This window comes from Collinsella aerofaciens, from assembly GCF_040910245.1.
Classification (GTDB): domain Bacteria; phylum Actinomycetota; class Coriobacteriia; order Coriobacteriales; family Coriobacteriaceae; genus Collinsella.
In genome coordinates, this window is record NZ_JBDGAY010000028.1 from 11924 (window position 1) to 27039 (window position 15116).

Annotated in this window: 19 protein-coding genes and 1 tRNA gene; all 20 read left to right on the forward strand. The window is 67.5% G+C overall.

The window, feature by feature from the left end:
- Positions 1 to 10 precede the first annotated feature (10 nt).
- The 20 genes from AB5Z20_RS08985 to AB5Z20_RS09080 all read left to right on the forward strand — a co-directional run bounded on the left by AB5Z20_RS08985 (position 11) and on the right by AB5Z20_RS09080 (position 15095).
- Positions 11 to 1363 carry a hypothetical protein gene (locus AB5Z20_RS08985; RefSeq protein WP_368157021.1) on the forward strand — a complete coding sequence of 451 codons (1353 nt, stop codon included), beginning with the start codon at positions 11 to 13 and terminating at the stop codon, positions 1361 to 1363.
- The gene (locus AB5Z20_RS08990) at positions 1360 to 2859 is read left to right on the forward strand and encodes a hypothetical protein (RefSeq protein WP_368157023.1); all 1500 of its coding nucleotides are present in this window, start codon (positions 1360 to 1362) and stop codon (positions 2857 to 2859) included. Before AB5Z20_RS08985 ends, AB5Z20_RS08990 begins: the two co-directional genes overlap by 4 nt.
- Complete coding sequence (locus AB5Z20_RS08995) at positions 2856 to 4157, forward strand: hypothetical protein (RefSeq protein WP_368157024.1); 1302 nt, start codon at positions 2856 to 2858, stop codon at positions 4155 to 4157. Before AB5Z20_RS08990 ends, AB5Z20_RS08995 begins: the two co-directional genes overlap by 4 nt.
- Before the next feature lie 55 nt (positions 4158 to 4212).
- Positions 4213 to 4286 (forward strand) — tRNA-Gln (locus AB5Z20_RS09000).
- 112 nt (positions 4287 to 4398) lie between these two features.
- Entirely contained in the window at positions 4399 to 4842 is a 444-nt protein-coding gene (locus AB5Z20_RS09005) for a hypothetical protein (protein ID WP_368157025.1), read from the forward strand.
- Between the two features lie 24 nt (positions 4843 to 4866).
- Positions 4867 to 5760 (forward strand): phage major capsid protein, encoded by an 894-nt coding sequence (locus AB5Z20_RS09010; RefSeq protein WP_368157026.1) that lies wholly within the window; start codon positions 4867 to 4869, stop codon positions 5758 to 5760.
- 2 nt (positions 5761 to 5762) lie between these two features.
- On the forward strand, positions 5763 to 5933 hold the full coding sequence (locus AB5Z20_RS09015) for a hypothetical protein (RefSeq protein WP_368157027.1): 171 nt from the start codon (positions 5763 to 5765) through the stop codon (positions 5931 to 5933).
- 2 nt (positions 5934 to 5935) lie between these two features.
- Complete coding sequence (locus AB5Z20_RS09020; RefSeq protein ID WP_368157028.1) at positions 5936 to 6304, forward strand: hypothetical protein; 369 nt, start codon at positions 5936 to 5938, stop codon at positions 6302 to 6304.
- Positions 6301 to 6588, forward strand: a complete 288-nt coding sequence (locus AB5Z20_RS09025) for a hypothetical protein (RefSeq protein WP_368157029.1) — start codon at positions 6301 to 6303, stop codon at positions 6586 to 6588. Before AB5Z20_RS09020 ends, AB5Z20_RS09025 begins: the two co-directional genes overlap by 4 nt.
- Before the next feature lie 7 nt (positions 6589 to 6595).
- Complete coding sequence (locus AB5Z20_RS09030; protein WP_368157031.1) at positions 6596 to 7162, forward strand: hypothetical protein; 567 nt, start codon at positions 6596 to 6598, stop codon at positions 7160 to 7162.
- A gap of 2 nt (positions 7163 to 7164) precedes the next feature.
- Positions 7165 to 7455 (forward strand): hypothetical protein, encoded by a 291-nt coding sequence (locus tag AB5Z20_RS09035; RefSeq protein ID WP_368157032.1) that lies wholly within the window; start codon positions 7165 to 7167, stop codon positions 7453 to 7455.
- A 50-nt stretch (positions 7456 to 7505) separates the two neighbouring features.
- Complete coding sequence (locus tag AB5Z20_RS09040; protein WP_368157034.1) at positions 7506 to 7799, forward strand: hypothetical protein; 294 nt, start codon at positions 7506 to 7508, stop codon at positions 7797 to 7799.
- Positions 7799 to 10090, forward strand: a complete 2292-nt coding sequence (locus tag AB5Z20_RS09045; protein WP_368157036.1) for a hypothetical protein — start codon at positions 7799 to 7801, stop codon at positions 10088 to 10090. Before AB5Z20_RS09040 ends, AB5Z20_RS09045 begins: the two co-directional genes overlap by 1 nt.
- Positions 10083 to 10928 carry a hypothetical protein gene (locus AB5Z20_RS09050; RefSeq protein WP_368157037.1) on the forward strand — a complete coding sequence of 282 codons (846 nt, stop codon included), beginning with the start codon at positions 10083 to 10085 and terminating at the stop codon, positions 10926 to 10928. Before AB5Z20_RS09045 ends, AB5Z20_RS09050 begins: the two co-directional genes overlap by 8 nt.
- The gene (locus AB5Z20_RS09055) at positions 10913 to 11881 is read left to right on the forward strand and encodes a hypothetical protein (protein WP_368157039.1); all 969 of its coding nucleotides are present in this window, start codon (positions 10913 to 10915) and stop codon (positions 11879 to 11881) included. Before AB5Z20_RS09050 ends, AB5Z20_RS09055 begins: the two co-directional genes overlap by 16 nt.
- A 12-nt stretch (positions 11882 to 11893) precedes the next feature.
- Positions 11894 to 12124, forward strand: a complete 231-nt coding sequence (locus AB5Z20_RS09060; RefSeq protein ID WP_368157040.1) for a hypothetical protein — start codon at positions 11894 to 11896, stop codon at positions 12122 to 12124.
- Positions 12124 to 12954 (forward strand): hypothetical protein, encoded by an 831-nt coding sequence (locus AB5Z20_RS09065; protein WP_368157042.1) that lies wholly within the window; start codon positions 12124 to 12126, stop codon positions 12952 to 12954. The genes AB5Z20_RS09060 and AB5Z20_RS09065 overlap by 1 nt, the downstream gene beginning before the upstream one ends.
- A gap of 950 nt (positions 12955 to 13904) precedes the next feature.
- On the forward strand, positions 13905 to 14141 hold the full coding sequence (locus AB5Z20_RS09070) for a hypothetical protein (RefSeq protein ID WP_368157044.1): 237 nt from the start codon (positions 13905 to 13907) through the stop codon (positions 14139 to 14141).
- Between the two features lie 381 nt (positions 14142 to 14522).
- Entirely contained in the window at positions 14523 to 14768 is a 246-nt protein-coding gene (locus AB5Z20_RS09075) for a hypothetical protein (protein WP_368157045.1), read from the forward strand.
- Between the two features lie 66 nt (positions 14769 to 14834).
- On the forward strand, positions 14835 to 15095 hold the full coding sequence (locus AB5Z20_RS09080) for a hypothetical protein (protein WP_368157047.1): 261 nt from the start codon (positions 14835 to 14837) through the stop codon (positions 15093 to 15095).
- Positions 15096 to 15116: the final 21 nt, after the last annotated feature.

Here is a 15116-nt window from a genome sequence, read left to right on the forward strand (position 1 = left end):
CGCGTCCGCCATGGGCTACGAGCTGCTCCCCTGGCAGCGCAGGCAGATAGAGGACTGGGCCGCAGTGGACGGGCAGGGCCGATGGGTCCACAGCCGCTGCGGCAGCTCGGTGCCGAGGCAGGCCGGCAAGTCGGTCGACGGCATCGTGTGGGCCGCGGCGCTCTCGTGCCTCATGGGCTACAAGGTGCTGTGGACCGACCACAACTACTCGACAACATGCGAGATGCTCGAACGATTCCGCGACATATTCGGCGCCCGCGTCGGCGACGGGGCGCGCGGCATCAGGTCGTTCAACAGGCGCGTCATGGCGTCCAACAGCAAGACCGCGCAGGAGTGGTTCAAGTTCCGCGGCGGCGGGGCCCTGGCCTTCTCGACTAGGACCAAGTCGGCGGCGCTGGGCTTCTCATTCGACGTGGTCGTGTACGACGAGGCGCAGGAGCTCACCGGCGCGCAGGTGCAGGCGATCATGCCCACCACGACATCCGGAGCAAAGCACAACCCGCAGACGCTCTACCTGGGCACGCCCACGAGGGCGGGCAGCCAGGCCGAGGTCTTCCAGGACGTGCGCGCGCAAGCCTGGAAGGGCGGCGAGGACGCCGACGACCTGTGCTGGCTCGAGTACGGCGTCGCCGAGATAGGCGACGTCCGCGACGAGGCCAGGTGGTACGGGGCGAACCCCTCGCTCGGGGCCCACGCCGACGTGGCGGCCATCCGCGCCGCGTCCAAGACCATGGACGAGCTCGCGTTCGCGCAGGAGTATCTCGGCTACTGGCTGCCCAAGGTGGCCGACGCCGTGGTGACCCGCGCCGAGTGGGAGTCCTGCCTCATCGGGGCCGACTCCGCGCCGAAGGACGGCGGGCGCGTGGCCTACGCGGTCAAGTTCTCCGCCGACGGCTCGACGGTGGCGCTCGCCGCCGCCCGCGCCGTCGAGGGCCTGCCCTGCCACGTGGAGCTGCTGCGCTGCGAACCGACATCGACCGGCACGGCATGGCTCGCCGACTGGCTCGCGGAGCGGCCCAAGCGGGCCTGCTGCGTGGCGGTCGACGGCCTGTCCGGAGCCGGCGTGCTCTGCGACCGGCTCGCGGGGCGCGTGCCGCGCAGCTACGTGGTGCGCCCGAGGGCATCGGACGCCATCGACGCGGCCTCGATGCTCCTGGACGCGATAAGGGAGAAGCAGATGACGCACATAGAGAGCCCCGCGCTCGACGCCTCCGCGCTCTCCGCGACCCGCCGACCCATCGGCAAGAACGGCGGATGGGGCTGGGGCGGCGCGGACTCGTGCGCGGTGGAGGCGGCGTCTCTGGCCCTGTGGGCCACGAGGACGTGCCGCAGGAACCCCGACAGGAAGGGAGGCGCCGCATGAGCGACGCATCGGAACTCGCCGGCATCGAGTCGGCAATCGCGGCGGCGGCCGGAAGCGTGCCGCTCGACGGCGCCACCGCGGCATCGGACGCGGCGGACCTGCGGCAGTGCGTCGCCGCGTTCGCCGCCAACGAGGCGAGGAACGCCTCTCTCTACGAGATCTACGAGGGCACCGTGCCGCTACGCAAGGTGCCCTCCATCGTGCCGGAGCGGTACCGCAACCTCCGCATTGGCTGCCCGTGGCCCGAGATAGCCGTGCAGTCCGTGGTGGAGCGGTCGCGGCTCTCGCGGTTCGTCTTCCCGGACGACCCGGATGACGAGCGGCGCATGGCGCGGATAGCAGAGGGGTGCGACCTCGCGCTCGGCTACCAGTCGGCGCTCACCGACGCCCTCGTGGCGGGCGTTTCGTTCGCCACCGTCGGCGTGGACGAGGTCGGCCCGTGCGTGCGCTGGCACACGGCGCAGGGCGCGGCGGGCCTGTGGGACTACGCCCACGGCAGGCTGCGCTGCGGCATGGCCATAGTCGACCGCGCGCGCCGGAAGGCCGTGAGCGGCGACGAGGCGCGCGACACCGTGCCGTCGAAGGTCGACTTCTACACGCCGCGCGGCGTCTGGGAGCTCACGCGCGGGGAGCGCGGGCGCTCATGGGCCGCCGAATGGGTGCCGGACTCGATGGGCGAGCCGCGCATGGTCGCGCTGACATTCCGCCCCGACGGCAGGCACCCGCTCGGCCGCTCGCGATTCACGTCGCCGATGCGCTCGATCGTGCAGGAATACATGGCCAACGCCCTCAACCTCCACGTGGCGAGCGAGTTCACGGCGCTCGGGCAGAAGTGGGCAACAGGGCTCACCGACGCCCAGCTCGACGCCTTCGCCGAGAGGAAGTGGGTGTTCGCGGCCGACTCCGCCATCCTGGCGACAGACAACCCGGACACGGGCTCGTCGCCGCAGTTCGGCAACTTCACGCAGCAGAGCATGGAGCCCATCCTTTCGGTCAAGCGGTCCCTCGCGACCGACTTCGCCGCGGCGGCGAGCATTCCCATATCGGAGCTGCTCACGCAGGACAGCAACCCGACGAGCGCCGAGGCGCTCACGGCGGCCAAGGACAAGCTCATCTCGCTCGTCGAGGCCGTGAACGCGCGCAGCGCCCGCACCCTGCGCCGGCTCGCGCTCATGCTCATGGCGCTCAATGCCGGGTGCGGGGTCGCGGACCTCACCGACGCCCAGCTCTCGGTCATGGTGCACATGCGCCGGCCCGAGACCGTGAGCGCCGCGGCCGAGAGCGACGCGATCATGAAAAAGTGCTCGACGTTCCCGTTCCTCGCCACCTCTGACGTGGCCATAGAGGAGGCGGGCTTCACCGAGGACCAGCAGGAGAGGCTCAAGAGCGAGCGCGACCGGTTCCTGTCCCGCCAGGCCGTCGCGCAGGCGGCCCAGGCGGCGGGCCTCGACCTCTCCGGCGCGCCGCCCGCAGGCCCGGCCGGTGAGGCGTCATGATCTCGTCTGACCAGTGGCGCGCGTACAACGATGCGGTCGAGAGCATCCGCAGCGACGCCGCGAGCGAGGTCGAGCGCCAGATATCTGAATGGATGGCCAGCGAGTGGGACGGCGACCCGGCCTCGGCCCGCGAGGAGGCGAAGCGGATAATGGCCTCCCATGTCGCCGAGTACGACAGGCGCGCGGCGTCCCTCGCGGCGGCCTGGTACGACGCGCGGGCCCGCGAGAGCGGAGCGAAGCTCGACCGCGCCGTGACCGCGGTGACCTACACGAAGCACGACATCGATGCCCTCGCCCACTACCAGGCCGGCAAGCTCGACGGGGACGTCCCGGACGTCGACGAGTTCGCCCGAATGTGCGGCGAGTTCGCGGCAAACGACGCCATGAAGAGCGTGAACAAGACGATCCTGCGGAACGTGAAGCGCGACAGGGAGAAGGGGGCGAAGTTCGCCCGCGTGACGAGCGGCCGGAACACGTGCGCGTTCTGCCTGATGCTCGCCGGGCGAGGGGCCGTCTACCACAACCGGAAGACGGCGGGAGAGTTCGACCACTGGCACAGGCGCTGCACATGCAAGGTCGTGCCCTGCTTCTCGGGGAACAGGTACGAGGTGCTGGTGGAAGGGCACGACCCGAAGAAGATAGAGGACCGGCTGGCGGAAATCGAAGAGCGCACGGGCATCAGCCGCAACACATCGGCCTTCAACCGCGAGGTCAGGCTGCGCGACCCGGACTGGCTGTTCGGCGACGAGGCCGCGACCGACTACTCCCTCAACCCGATAGAGGCATACGGCACCCTCGTGAAGCCCGGCGACTACTCGCTGGAGAACATCACGAACAGGGGCAACGAGTACCGCGACCTGTGGGCCCACCACGTACTCGAGGACTACGGGTACAAGGTGACCGTGCGACCGCCCGAGGCGCTGGACGCGCTGGGAAGGGTTATCGACGGGGTCACATGCCCCGACCTGTTCATAGGCGATGAGATATGGGAGGTCAAGAGCCCCCCGCCGAGAACCGCACCCGTCAAGCCGGGAAACGAGCTGAAGTTCATCAACGCGCAGATGCGAAGCGCGGCGAAGAACTTCAGGAACCCGTACGACGTCGAGCTGAAGGAGCCGATGGAATCGGCCCCGCCCACCCGCGTCGTGCTGAATGTCCGGTATGTCGGCGAGGATATAGACGTCTCGTCCGACGCGTTCGCGTCGAAGCTCATGGCCGAGATGAAGCAGTGCAACGTCCAGGAAGTCATGGCCATCGACGCAGGCGGCAGGATCGTCAGATACAAGAAGAGCGCCTAGACGACCTCTCACAAACCTGAGTGGCACCTAGGCGCTCGACTTACTTATACCACACTTCCCGCTAGTTCAACGGCAGAACGCCGGATTCTGGCTCCGGAGACCCGGGTTCGACACCTGGGCGGGAAGCCAACCGCAGAAACACGGCCCCGCACGGGGCCTTTTTCACATCAAGCCCGCATGGGCGACCGCAACGCCCCGCATGGGGCAAAGACGCCCCGCATGGGGCGGGAAGGAGCCGAACATGGCCGAGAACGCAGGGCAGAAGCCGCAGCAGGCGGAGCCCGAGACCACGGTGGCGAAGGAGCCGCAGCAGGCGGAGCCCGAGACCACGGTGGCGAAGGAGCCGCAGCAGGCGGAGCCCGAACCGCGCCAGCGCACCGACTGGAAGGCCGAGTGCCGCAAGTGGGAGGAGCGCGCCAAGCGCAGCGAACAGAGCCTGCGCGACCTGAAGGCGGCCAACGAGCGCGCGGCGAGCGTCGCCGAGGCCGCCAGGAAGGCGGGCGTGCCCGCGGACGTCCTGTCGCGCATGGAGGGCGACCCCGAGGAGAACGCGGCGATCCTCGCCAGCGCCCTCGCGCCGGCGCGCGGATACAAGGTCACGCGCGACGCGGGAGAGCCGCCCGCCCAGGCGGCGGAGCCGATGCGCGAGGCCGCGAGGGCCCTGTTCGGCGGCAGGAACCAGTAGAGAACCCTAACGAAAGGAGCTGCAATGGCAGCACTCATCACCAGCAACTTCACTATGCCCCAGGAGTACGCGGCCGGCGTCTTCAAGAAGGCCCAGTTCACCTCCGCCCTCGCCCAGCTTTCCGGCGCCATGCCGCAGAAGTTCGGCAAGACCAACGTCATGGTGCTCACCAGCGCCCCCAAGGCCGAGATCGTTGCCGAGGGCGGCGAGAAGTCCCCGACCCCCACGGCGTACGCCAACAAGACCATCTCCCCGATCAAGCTCCAGGTGACCGCCCGCGTTTCCAATGAGGTCATGTGGGCGGATGAGGACTACCAGATGGGCATCCTCAGCGACGTCGGCGAGAACTGCGGCATCGCGCTCGGCCGCGCGCTCGACATCGTGGGCATCCACAAGGCGAACCCGCTCACCGGCGCCGTGGCGGCCTCCGTTACCGAGGGTCTGTGCGACGCGACCGACCAGGCGCAGCTCGCGGGAACCAAGTTCGACGAGGCCATCGAGGCCGCGAGCGGGCTGGTCATCGCGAACGGCTACACCCCCACCGGCATCGCCTGCGACCCGGCGCTCTCCTTCGGCCTCGCCACCATGCGCGACACCACGGGCCGCCGCATCTACCCCGAGCTCGGCTACGGCCAGGGCGTCGCGTCCTTCGAGGGCATGACGGCCGCGGTCTCCGACACCGTGAGCGGCAAGGAACTGGCCAAGGCTTCTGACATCATCGGCCTCGTGGGCCAGTTCGACGCCTTCCGCTGGGGCGTGCAGCGCGAGATCGCCATGCACACCATCGAGTTCGGTGACCCGGACGGCCTCGGCGACCTCCAGCGACTCAACCAGGTCGCCATCCGCGCGGAGATCGTCTACGGCATCGGCATCCTCGACCTCAAGGCTTTCGCCAAGGTCGTCAAGGCGGCGGCCTAGCCGTGGCCGAGTACGTCTTCGTGCCGACCGGCGCGACCGTCGAGAGCGACAGTGCCCTGATCGGCCCCCTCTTCCGCCGCGTCCGCCAGAAGGCGACGAAGGCCGGCGGGGCCGGAAAGGCCGCGCAGAGGCCCAAGGCGGCCGCGCGCCGCAAGGCGAGCAGGGAGGGATAGGCATGGCCTACGCGACCGTGGCCGACCTGGAGTCGGCCTGGCGCGAGGTGTCGGGGCGCGAGCGCCCACGCCTCGAGCAGATGCTGGAGGACGCTTCCGCCTGGCTCGACGGCCAGATGGCGGCCTCCGGCACCAATGCGGGCGCAGCCGGCCCCGAGGCCCTGCGCCTCGTCTCGTGCAACCTCGTGCGCCGCGCGATGGGCGAGCTCGACCCCACCCAGGCCGAGGCACGGTGGCAGACGCTCACCGAGCCTGAGGCCCAGTGGTCGGTGCCCGCCGTCGTGCGCTCGGACTTCTACCTCACCCAGTGGGAACGCCGGCTGCTCGGCGTGCGCACCGGGCGGGCCGGCTTCGCGGGAGGCGGCGAATGAGGGGCGGCGCGGTCAGCTTCAAGTGGGACCGCGGGTTCTGGCCCGGCGTCATGACGTCGGGGGAGATGCGGTCCGCGCTCCAGCAGGCGGCGGACCTATATGCATCGGCGGCCAGGGCGCGCATCGGCTCGCCCAGCCGCCCGAGGAAGTTCGCGAACCCCGACTTCGCCACGCGCACGGCCATCAGGCACGGCTCCACGAGCAACTATTACGTCGGGCTCGTCATAGCGGCGAACCCGAGGAGCATCTACAAGTCGCGCCACGACGGCGCGCTCGGAAAGTGAGCGATACATGGCACAGACAGCAAGCAACGCCGTCTACTCCAAGCCCAAGGCCACCGGATGCGTGTGGTCGGCCCCCGAGGGCACGGAGCTCCCCACCGACGCGGAAGCCGAGCTCGACGCCGGCTTCGAGGGCTGGGGCTACATCAACGACGACGGCGTGGACGAGGGCCACGACTTCTCCGCCGACAGCGTGAAGGCTTACGGCGGCGCCACCGTCCTCGTCATCGAGGGCGGCGACGAGGTCACCTACGAGTTCACCCCGCTCGAGTACACCAACCCCGTGGTGCAGAAGAACCTCTTCGGCGACTCGAACGTCACGGTCGGCACCGACGACACGACCCTCAAGTCCGTCAAGCTCACCGACGACGCCCACGCGGCCAAGCCCTACGTTTTCGAGCACGTGCTCTCCAACGGCATGATCGAGCGCGACGTGCTGCCGAGCGCCAAGGTGACCGGCATCGACACCAACACCTACAGCTCGGGCGCCGCCCTCGGCCCCAAGGTGACGGTTACCCCGTTCCCCGACGCCTTTGGCGTCAAGGTCTACAAGTACTTCGCGAAGGCTGGCGAGTAGGCATGGCGGAGGAGAGAGACGAGAGCAAGGTCCTCGAGGTGGAGTCGCTCGGCGTGAAGGTGTCCATCGAGCGGGCCGTGCTCGCCGACGACATCGACACCCTGGAGCTGCTCGCCGACGTCGACGACGGCCAGGTGCTCAAGACGCCGCGCCTCCTGCGCCACATCCTGGGCGACGCCCAGTACGAGGACGTGAAGGCCGCTCTGGCCGTCGACGGGCGCACCGGCGTGAGCTCCATGGCCGAGTTCATCGCCGGGGTCTTCGCCGCGATCGGCGACACGGCAAAAAACTGAGGTTCCTCGCGCTCATGTGGCGCAGGCACCCCACGGAGCTGCGGGCGGACATGCAGCGCGTCTACGGGGTCGATATCGACGCCGTGGCGCGCGGGGACGTGTCGCTCGCGCAGGCGGCGGCGCTTGCCGCATGCCTGCCGCCGGGGAGCCTGTGCCTCGCGCGCGAGGACGAGAGATACGGCTGGTCGCGGCAGGACATGCTCCTGCTCGCGATAGCGAACTCGCTCCGAACGGAGCCGATAGACCCGTTCAAGGGGCCGAACGTCATGGAATTCTCGCCCGAGGAGCTCGGCGAGTACCTGGCGCGGCCCAGGACGGCAGCGGAGAACGGGGGTGATGCCTGATGGCCAAGCTGGGAGACGCCTTCCTGGCCATCGTGCCGAAGCTCGACGAGGCGGCCATGGGCGGCGCGCTCGGCAAGCTCGAGTCGAAGCTCGGCGGCGCGGCCAAGGCCGGCAAGATCGCCTTCGCGGCGATAGGCGGCGCGGCGCTCACCGCCGGGAGCTTCATCGCCAAGAGCGCGCTCGAGGGCTACTCGGCGTACGAGCAGAACCTTGGCGGCATGCAGAAGATCTTCGGAAACATGGGCAAGGACGTCGAGGAGTACGCGGCGCTCACGGGCCAATCGGTCGACGAGTGCTCGGCCAAGTGGCAGGCGCTCGAGACCTCGCAGAATGCGATGCTCTCGAACGCGAGCTCCGCATGGCAGACGGCGGGTCTATCGGCTTCTGCCTACATGGAGCAGGGCACGAGCTTCGGCGCGGCCCTCGTGTCCTCGCTCGGCGGGGACACGTCCAAGGCTGCCGAGTACGCCAACCGCGCCATCATCGACATGTCGGACAACGCGAATACTTTCGGTACCAGCATCCAGGACATCCAAAATGCATACCAAGGCTTCGCGAAGCAAAATTACACGATGCTGGACAACTTGAAGCTCGGCTACGGCGGCACCCAGAGCGAGATGCAGCGCCTCATCAGGGACGCCTCGCAGATGACCGACGTCCAGAGCAGGCTCGGCGTCACCGTCGACGCCTCCTCCATGAGCTTCGACAACATCGTGAACGCGATCCACGTGATGCAGGAGTCCATGCAGGTGGGCGGCACGACCGCCCGCGAGGCGGCCACGACCATCGAGGGCTCAGTCAACGCGATGAGCGCTGCGTGGCAGAACTGGCTCATTGGCCTCGCGGCAAACGACGCCGACATGAGCGGCCTCACGCAGAACCTGGTCACGGCCTTCGGGAACGTGGTCTCGAACGTGCTCCCGCGCCTGACGGAGATAGTCTCGACTGTGATGACCGAGCTGCCCGGCGTCGTTGCGCAGATCGCCCCGACACTCGGTGAGTCGCTGCTCACGCTGTTCAACACGGCGGTCGGCAGCGTGGCCGGGTCACTTCCGGCCGAATTGCAACCCATCGCGGACGGCTTCAACGACATCATCGGTGCCGTCCGCGACAGCGGCATCGGCGACACGCTCAAGAACATCTTCGATGGCATCAAGCCGGTGGCGGAAGATGTCGCAGCGGCCGTCGGCGACCTCGCCAGCGACTTCGCCGACACGCTCGGGCCGGCGCTCGACGCTGCGAGCCCGATCCTTCAGACGGTCGCTGACGCCATCACGCTGCTGCTGACCAACATCGACACCGTCCTCCCCGTCATCGCCTCCCTGGCAGCGGGCATCGGTGCCTTCTCGGCGCTGTCGACGATCGCGGGCGTCATCTCCGGCATCATCGGAGCCGTCGCCCCGATCGCCTCGGTCATAGGGATGGTCGTCTCGTCCATCGCTGCCGGCGCCCCCGTGCTCGGCACGCTCGCGGCTGGCCTCGGCCTGCTCGTGAGCCCGGCGACGCTCGTCGTCGCCGCCATCGCGGGCGTGGTCGCCGCCATCGTGGCCTTCGCGACCAACGCCGGCGGCTGCCGGGACACGGTGGTCGGCGCCTTCCAGGCCATCGGGTCGTTCGTCAGCCAGGTTCCCGGCATCATCGGCGGGGCGCTCGCGGCCGCCGTGTCCGCCGTGGCCGGCTTCGCGTCATCGGTCCTCTCGAGCGCGCTCGCCGCCGGCTCCAACTTCCTGAGCGGGCTGAGCCGCGGCTTCACGGCCGCCGTGAACTTCGCGCGGGGCATTCCCGGGATGATCCTGTCTGCGCTCGGCAACGTCGGCAGCACGCTGCTCTCCGCGGGCAAGTCGATAATCGACGGATTCCTGTCCGGTATCAAGCAGTCCTTCTCGGGCGTCAAGGATTTCGTCGGCGGCATCGCCGGATGGATCCAGGCGCACAAGGGACCCATCAGCTACGACCGCAGGCTGCTCGTGAAGAACGGCAGCGCGATCATGGGCTCGCTGCTCACCGGCCTCAAGTCGGGCTGGGGCGACGTCCAGGGCTACGTGTCCGGGCTCGCCCCCGCCATCTCGGGGGCCATGGGCGAGGTGGCGCCCGCGGCGGGGTTCCGCTCCGACGCCGCGCTCGCCCGCGCGGCATCGAGCGGCGGCGCCGCGGCATCCGGCGTGGACGCCGCGGCAATCGTGTCGTGGCTCGACCGGAACCTCGGCGACGTCATCGGGCGCAGCGCGCCCACGGTGACGCTCACGGAGCGCGAGGAGCGCAGGAGGGCAAGGAGGCTCGCATATGCCTAGGCCGCTGCCTGAAGTGCGCTACGAGACCGCTTCGGGCGGCTCGTGGCTCTTCGCGGGGAAATCGTCCCTGTACTCCATCGGTGCGTTCGGCTGGGAGCGCACCGCGGACGGGCGCGCCGTCCGCCCCGGCGCCCGCGAGATAAAGGGGCAGCTCGCCTTCGCGGCGGGCACGTCCCGAGAGGAGGCCGACCGCCTGCTCGCCCTCGCGTGGGCCGACATGGACGCCGGCACCCCCGGCGCGCTCAGCGTGGGCGGGTGGCGCATGCGCTGCTACCTGATCAGGCTCGAGCCGTCCGTGTTGACCGGCTCGAACGCGCTGTTCGACGTGACGCTCCATGCGCCCGACCCCGTGTGGGAGCGCGAGACCGTGACGCAGCTCCTGCCCGGATCGGGCAGCGCGGTGTCAGCCGAGACGCTCGACTACCCCCACGGGCACCCGCACGACTACGGCGCGGGCACGAGCGCGGGAGCTGTCCTGCGCGTACCCGGGCCGCTCCCGTGCGGACTGCGCATCCGCTTCTACGGGTACGCGGTCTCGCCGTACGTGAAGGTGGGCGGCAACACCTACCAGGTGAACGTGACGGTGCCGGACGGCGCGTTCCTCGAGGTCGACCCCGCGCGCAAGGCTTCCATGGCCGGCGACTCGGTCAGGCTCGTGGGCCGTTACGGCGACGTGCAGGACGTCTTCTCGAAGCGCCTGCGCGGGGCCGAGGGGTCGGGCTCCTATATCTTCCAGCCGGTCGAGCCGGGCGAGCAGACGGTCACGTGGCCGCAGGACATCGGCGTCGACCTGGGCATCGTCGAAAGGAGGGGGAGCCTGCCGTGGACCTCGTTCTGACGGATGCCGACGGCGCCGACCTCATGGTGCTCGCCCCCGACTCGAGTGACTGGGAATGGGGAGGCGACGCCGGCAACGACTTCGAGCTCATGTTCGAGCCCGGCAACCGCCCGCCCTCCTTCCGGCCCTTCTCCCGCGTCTGGGCGCAGGGCACGGAGTACGGCGGCGTGTGCACCGCCGTGAAAAGCGACGGCGGATGCGTGAAATGGTCCGGCCCGACGTGGACGGGCCTCATGGCCGCCAAGGTGCTCACCGACGACTCGGGCACGGGCAGGCTCACCGTGTCCGGCGAGGCGAACTCCGTGCTGCGCGGCCTCGTGGCCCGCATGGGCCTGGGCGGCGTGCTCGCGGGCTCGGACGAGCACAGCGGCATACAGATAGCTCCATACGGCTTCGACATGTACGCGGACGGCTACTCGGGCATAACCGCGATGCTCGCGAGCGCGGGCGCGAAGCTGCGGATCAGGCACGACGGCGAGCGCGCCGTGCTCTCGGCCGTCCCAGCCGTGGACTGGTTCACGAGCGAGGAGTTCGACGCATCGCTCGTGGACGTCTCCGTCTCGGCCGACGGGTGGCCCGTCAACCACCTGGTCGGACGAGGCAAGGACGAGAAGGAGAACCGCGTGTCGGTCGACCTGTACATGGACGGCTCCGGCAACGTCTCGGAGAAGCGCACCTTCTCCGGAATCCGCGAGCACTCCGAGTACTACAGCTACACGAGCGCCGACCGCGCGAAACTGGTCGAGGACGGCACCAAGAGGTTGCGCGGCTACTGGGAGTCTTCCCAGTCCGTCAGCGTGAGCCTCTCCGCCGACGACGACCGCTTCGACATCGGCGACACGATCGGCGGCACCGACTGCGCCACGGGCGTCACGGCGGCCGCGATGATAACCAGCAAGGTGCTCACCGTGGACGCCTACGGGCACGCCACGGTGACATACGGTACCGATTAGGAAGGTGAGCCGATGTACGAAACCGGATACGTCCGCTGCGAGTGCGACGTCAAGGGGTGCGATGGGAAGCTTTTCGCGCCCGAGGCCGAGGTCGATGACTACGGCTGGGAGGTGAACCGCGATATCGCGACGGCGGACGGGGCGACCCGCCGCGTCTGCCTGTGCCCCGAGCACGCAATCGAGTGGAGGCAGGCCCGCAAGGCGTACTCCGACGCCTGCGACAAGATCATGGGAGGCAAGTGATGGCAACCGAACTCGTAACGGCCCACTCGGGCCAGAATCACGTCGGCTCCGACGACATCGGCGCGCTCTACGCGGGCGCGCTCGGCAACGGGCGCTTCGCGCTCGACGTCGGCGAGGGGATGGCCGTCTCCATGACGGACGCCAACACCCTGCGCATCGGCACGGGCGGGTTCCTCTTCGACGGGCGCTGGGTGCGCGTGACCGATGCCGAGGAGGTGAAGATCGCGAACGGCACGCAGGGCGCCTTCCGCAAGGACCTCGTCGTCTACACCTACAGGCGCAGTCCCTCGAGCGGCAACGTCGAGACCGGCGAGTGGGCCGTCATCCAGGGCACCGCAGCCTCGACCGAAACGGGCGCCGTGCCGCCCGAGGTGAAGCAGGCGAGCATCCTCGACGGAGACCTCGAGGTGCAGTGCCCCGTGGCCGAGGTCGACCTGTCCGGTCTCACCCCGACCGCAAGGCTGCTGCTGTCGAGCGTGGCCAGCCTCAAGAGCGTCGGGGATTCCGTATCCCCGAGGGGAATCATCGACGTGAACAAAACCGGCATCGCCTACGGTAACGTGTGGGCAGAGGCGTACGGCAATATCGTGGTGGTCCACGTGGCCGCCGTTGGCCCGAGCAGCAATCACAGCGCATGGACCTCCTGGAAGTTTGGCCAGCTACCCGTCGGCTACAGGCCGCAGAAATCCGTGACGGCGGCTGTGTACAGCTACCCTAGCGCGGCGCTCATCCAGGCCAGCACGGATGGCAATCTCTATTTCGCTACCCGCGATAGCGCCATGCAGACGGGTCAGAACCTCGACGGCACGCTCACGTTCGTGCGCGCATAGCATTCCGTATCCCCAAAGCTCCTAGCAACCACGAAGGGCACAGCGAGCGCGGCCATCGACGTAAGCGGAGCGAGCTTGCTTGTCGTTGTGGCTAAAAACAATTACGTCGGCATCACGACAGCTATAGTCCCGGTGGCGGCCCTGTCAGACCATGTGGAGACGGTTCACCTGGCCGGCGGGTACCGGGCAAGTGGCCTCTACTCTAACCATGACTGTCGCATGACGTTGACGACATTCACCGGGCGTGATGCCTACATCAACGGCACGGACCACGCGAGCGAGACGCAGTGGTTCGTCTACGGAATGCTCTAGCATTCCGTATCCCCGACAGTTTTATACAACACGAACAACGGAGAAAACGACTGGTACGTGCTCAAATCCGGAAACGTCATGGTGGCTGGATGCGAGTGGATTCCTACAACAGGTACGGCGTGGAAAGCAACAACTTGCCCGTTCGTAATCCCAGAAGGATTACGCCCGTCGCGCAATATTATTGCAGCCACATGCGTACCAGGTCATGCACCAGGATGTTTATGGGTTAGAACTAACGGCATAATCCAAACGCAGGACACAGAAGCTATCAGCAATGGCGGTCACTACGGAAACGTAAGCTGGGTAGTCGAGTGCTGATGGTCGTGTAGCATTCCGTATCCCGCAGTCAAGGGAAGCTCGACAAAATCAACCTGCACAACGGCAACGGAAAGTCGGTGGCATTCTTCTCGTGGGACTACGGTGCGCAGATTTCGATTGAAGGAACAGGCGCTAAGTTTTCCATCATGTTCACCAAAGACGGGGTTGGACTCAAAAACGAGACTACAGGGAAATGGCTGTTCCAAAATCACTAGCATTCCGTATCCCCGAGCGTGCTGTCGGGGAAGACGCTGCGGAGCGGCGGGTCGGTCGATATACCGACGCTCGGCGACTGGCTGGTCATCGGCGCCCTCGTGTCCATGGCACCGACCGACAATACTGATCAGGAGGTCATGGTCCCATGCTACGTGGGGAACAAGTTCGCCAGCGGCTCGAGTGGATGCGCCGTCAACTCGTCCCTCAGGTACGTGGCCGTGAAGATGCTCATCAGCGGGACCGTGCTCAAATACGACGGCTGCACCATGCAGGACATGGTCAGCGGCAAAATGCTCGGCTCCCGTAGTATTAACGGCATCGTCGGTCTCATTCGCCGATAGCATTCCGTATCCCATGAGGTGTTCACCTCCTTCGACAACGGCGCGTCAGTCACCGTCACCCCGTCGCGCGACTGTGCCATTCTTGCCGTATGCGTCTGGGCCGGTGCGTGGGGCTACGGCGGCAGCGAAGTCAAGTTGAGCATCGACTGCCCGGAGCTAACGGCGCTCATTAAGCAGATCTCATCCATCTCCGGAGGGGACACGATTGGGCGCGACCTGACCTCCCGCGTGGTCTTCACAGGGGCCAAGAAGGGAACTTCCTACAGGATTACGCGCGCCGTCACCGGCACACCGCAGGGACGTGGGGACCAGCGGCTATTCGCGATCTGCCTGTAGCGGCATTCCGTATCCCGCATGCCGCTGCTGTTTACAGGAAGTAAGGTGCTGCAAAGTTCAGACGACTCCTGCATCCTCTTCTATCGCGAAGAGTTCAGAAAGCTGTTCGGCAGGGACTTCGACTACACTACTGATGCCATATTTGTAATGAACGGAGACGGAAAAGGCATTCCGGTGCACGTTGACGGCTGTACATACATGACAGATTCAGGCGTCATTTACGCCACCCTCGACCGAGTTTGGAACAAGCCTATAAGAATCAACTACATGGTTGCTCTGGCTGGCAGATAGCATTCCGTATCCCGGCACAAGTCGACGCGCAACGGCAGCGTCTCGGCGCGCATCGACGGCGGCGTCGTGACGGTCTGGTGCGACCTCGACAAGGTGGCCACCGCCGTGAGCGCGTGGTCGAAGGGCGTCATCGGCAGGCTCCCCGAGGAGTTCAGGCCCGTGGCCAGCGAGGTCGGAGGGTGCGCATACGTCGAGTCGACGAAGGGCACCGGCATCGTGCCGGTCGGCGTGAACCCCAACGGCGACGTCTTCGTCGCGACGCGCGGCCTCACGCTCGCAGCGAACTGGATGTGCTCCTTCTCGGTGGCCTACGCCGCGCGGCGGTAGCGGATAGGATTCCGTATCCCG

Coding starts and splice junctions, on each gene's coding strand:
- AB5Z20_RS08985 (WP_368157021.1), top strand. CDS start 11: ATGGGCTACGAGCTGCTCCCCTGGCAGCGCAGGCAGATAGAGGACTGG.
- AB5Z20_RS08990 (WP_368157023.1), top strand. CDS start 1,360: ATGAGCGACGCATCGGAACTCGCCGGCATCGAGTCGGCAATCGCGGCG.
- AB5Z20_RS08995 (WP_368157024.1), top strand. CDS start 2,856: ATGATCTCGTCTGACCAGTGGCGCGCGTACAACGATGCGGTCGAGAGC.
- AB5Z20_RS09005 (WP_368157025.1), top strand. CDS start 4,399: ATGGCCGAGAACGCAGGGCAGAAGCCGCAGCAGGCGGAGCCCGAGACC.
- AB5Z20_RS09010 (WP_368157026.1), top strand. CDS start 4,867: ATGGCAGCACTCATCACCAGCAACTTCACTATGCCCCAGGAGTACGCG.
- AB5Z20_RS09020 (WP_368157028.1), top strand. CDS start 5,936: ATGGCCTACGCGACCGTGGCCGACCTGGAGTCGGCCTGGCGCGAGGTG.
- AB5Z20_RS09025 (WP_368157029.1), top strand. CDS start 6,301: ATGAGGGGCGGCGCGGTCAGCTTCAAGTGGGACCGCGGGTTCTGGCCC.
- AB5Z20_RS09030 (WP_368157031.1), top strand. CDS start 6,596: ATGGCACAGACAGCAAGCAACGCCGTCTACTCCAAGCCCAAGGCCACC.
- AB5Z20_RS09035 (WP_368157032.1), top strand. CDS start 7,165: ATGGCGGAGGAGAGAGACGAGAGCAAGGTCCTCGAGGTGGAGTCGCTC.
- AB5Z20_RS09040 (WP_368157034.1), top strand. CDS start 7,506: ATGCAGCGCGTCTACGGGGTCGATATCGACGCCGTGGCGCGCGGGGAC.
- AB5Z20_RS09045 (WP_368157036.1), top strand. CDS start 7,799: ATGGCCAAGCTGGGAGACGCCTTCCTGGCCATCGTGCCGAAGCTCGAC.
- AB5Z20_RS09050 (WP_368157037.1), top strand. CDS start 10,083: ATGCCTAGGCCGCTGCCTGAAGTGCGCTACGAGACCGCTTCGGGCGGC.
- AB5Z20_RS09060 (WP_368157040.1), top strand. CDS start 11,894: ATGTACGAAACCGGATACGTCCGCTGCGAGTGCGACGTCAAGGGGTGC.
- AB5Z20_RS09065 (WP_368157042.1), top strand. CDS start 12,124: ATGGCAACCGAACTCGTAACGGCCCACTCGGGCCAGAATCACGTCGGC.
- AB5Z20_RS09070 (WP_368157044.1), top strand. CDS start 13,905: ATGGCACCGACCGACAATACTGATCAGGAGGTCATGGTCCCATGCTAC.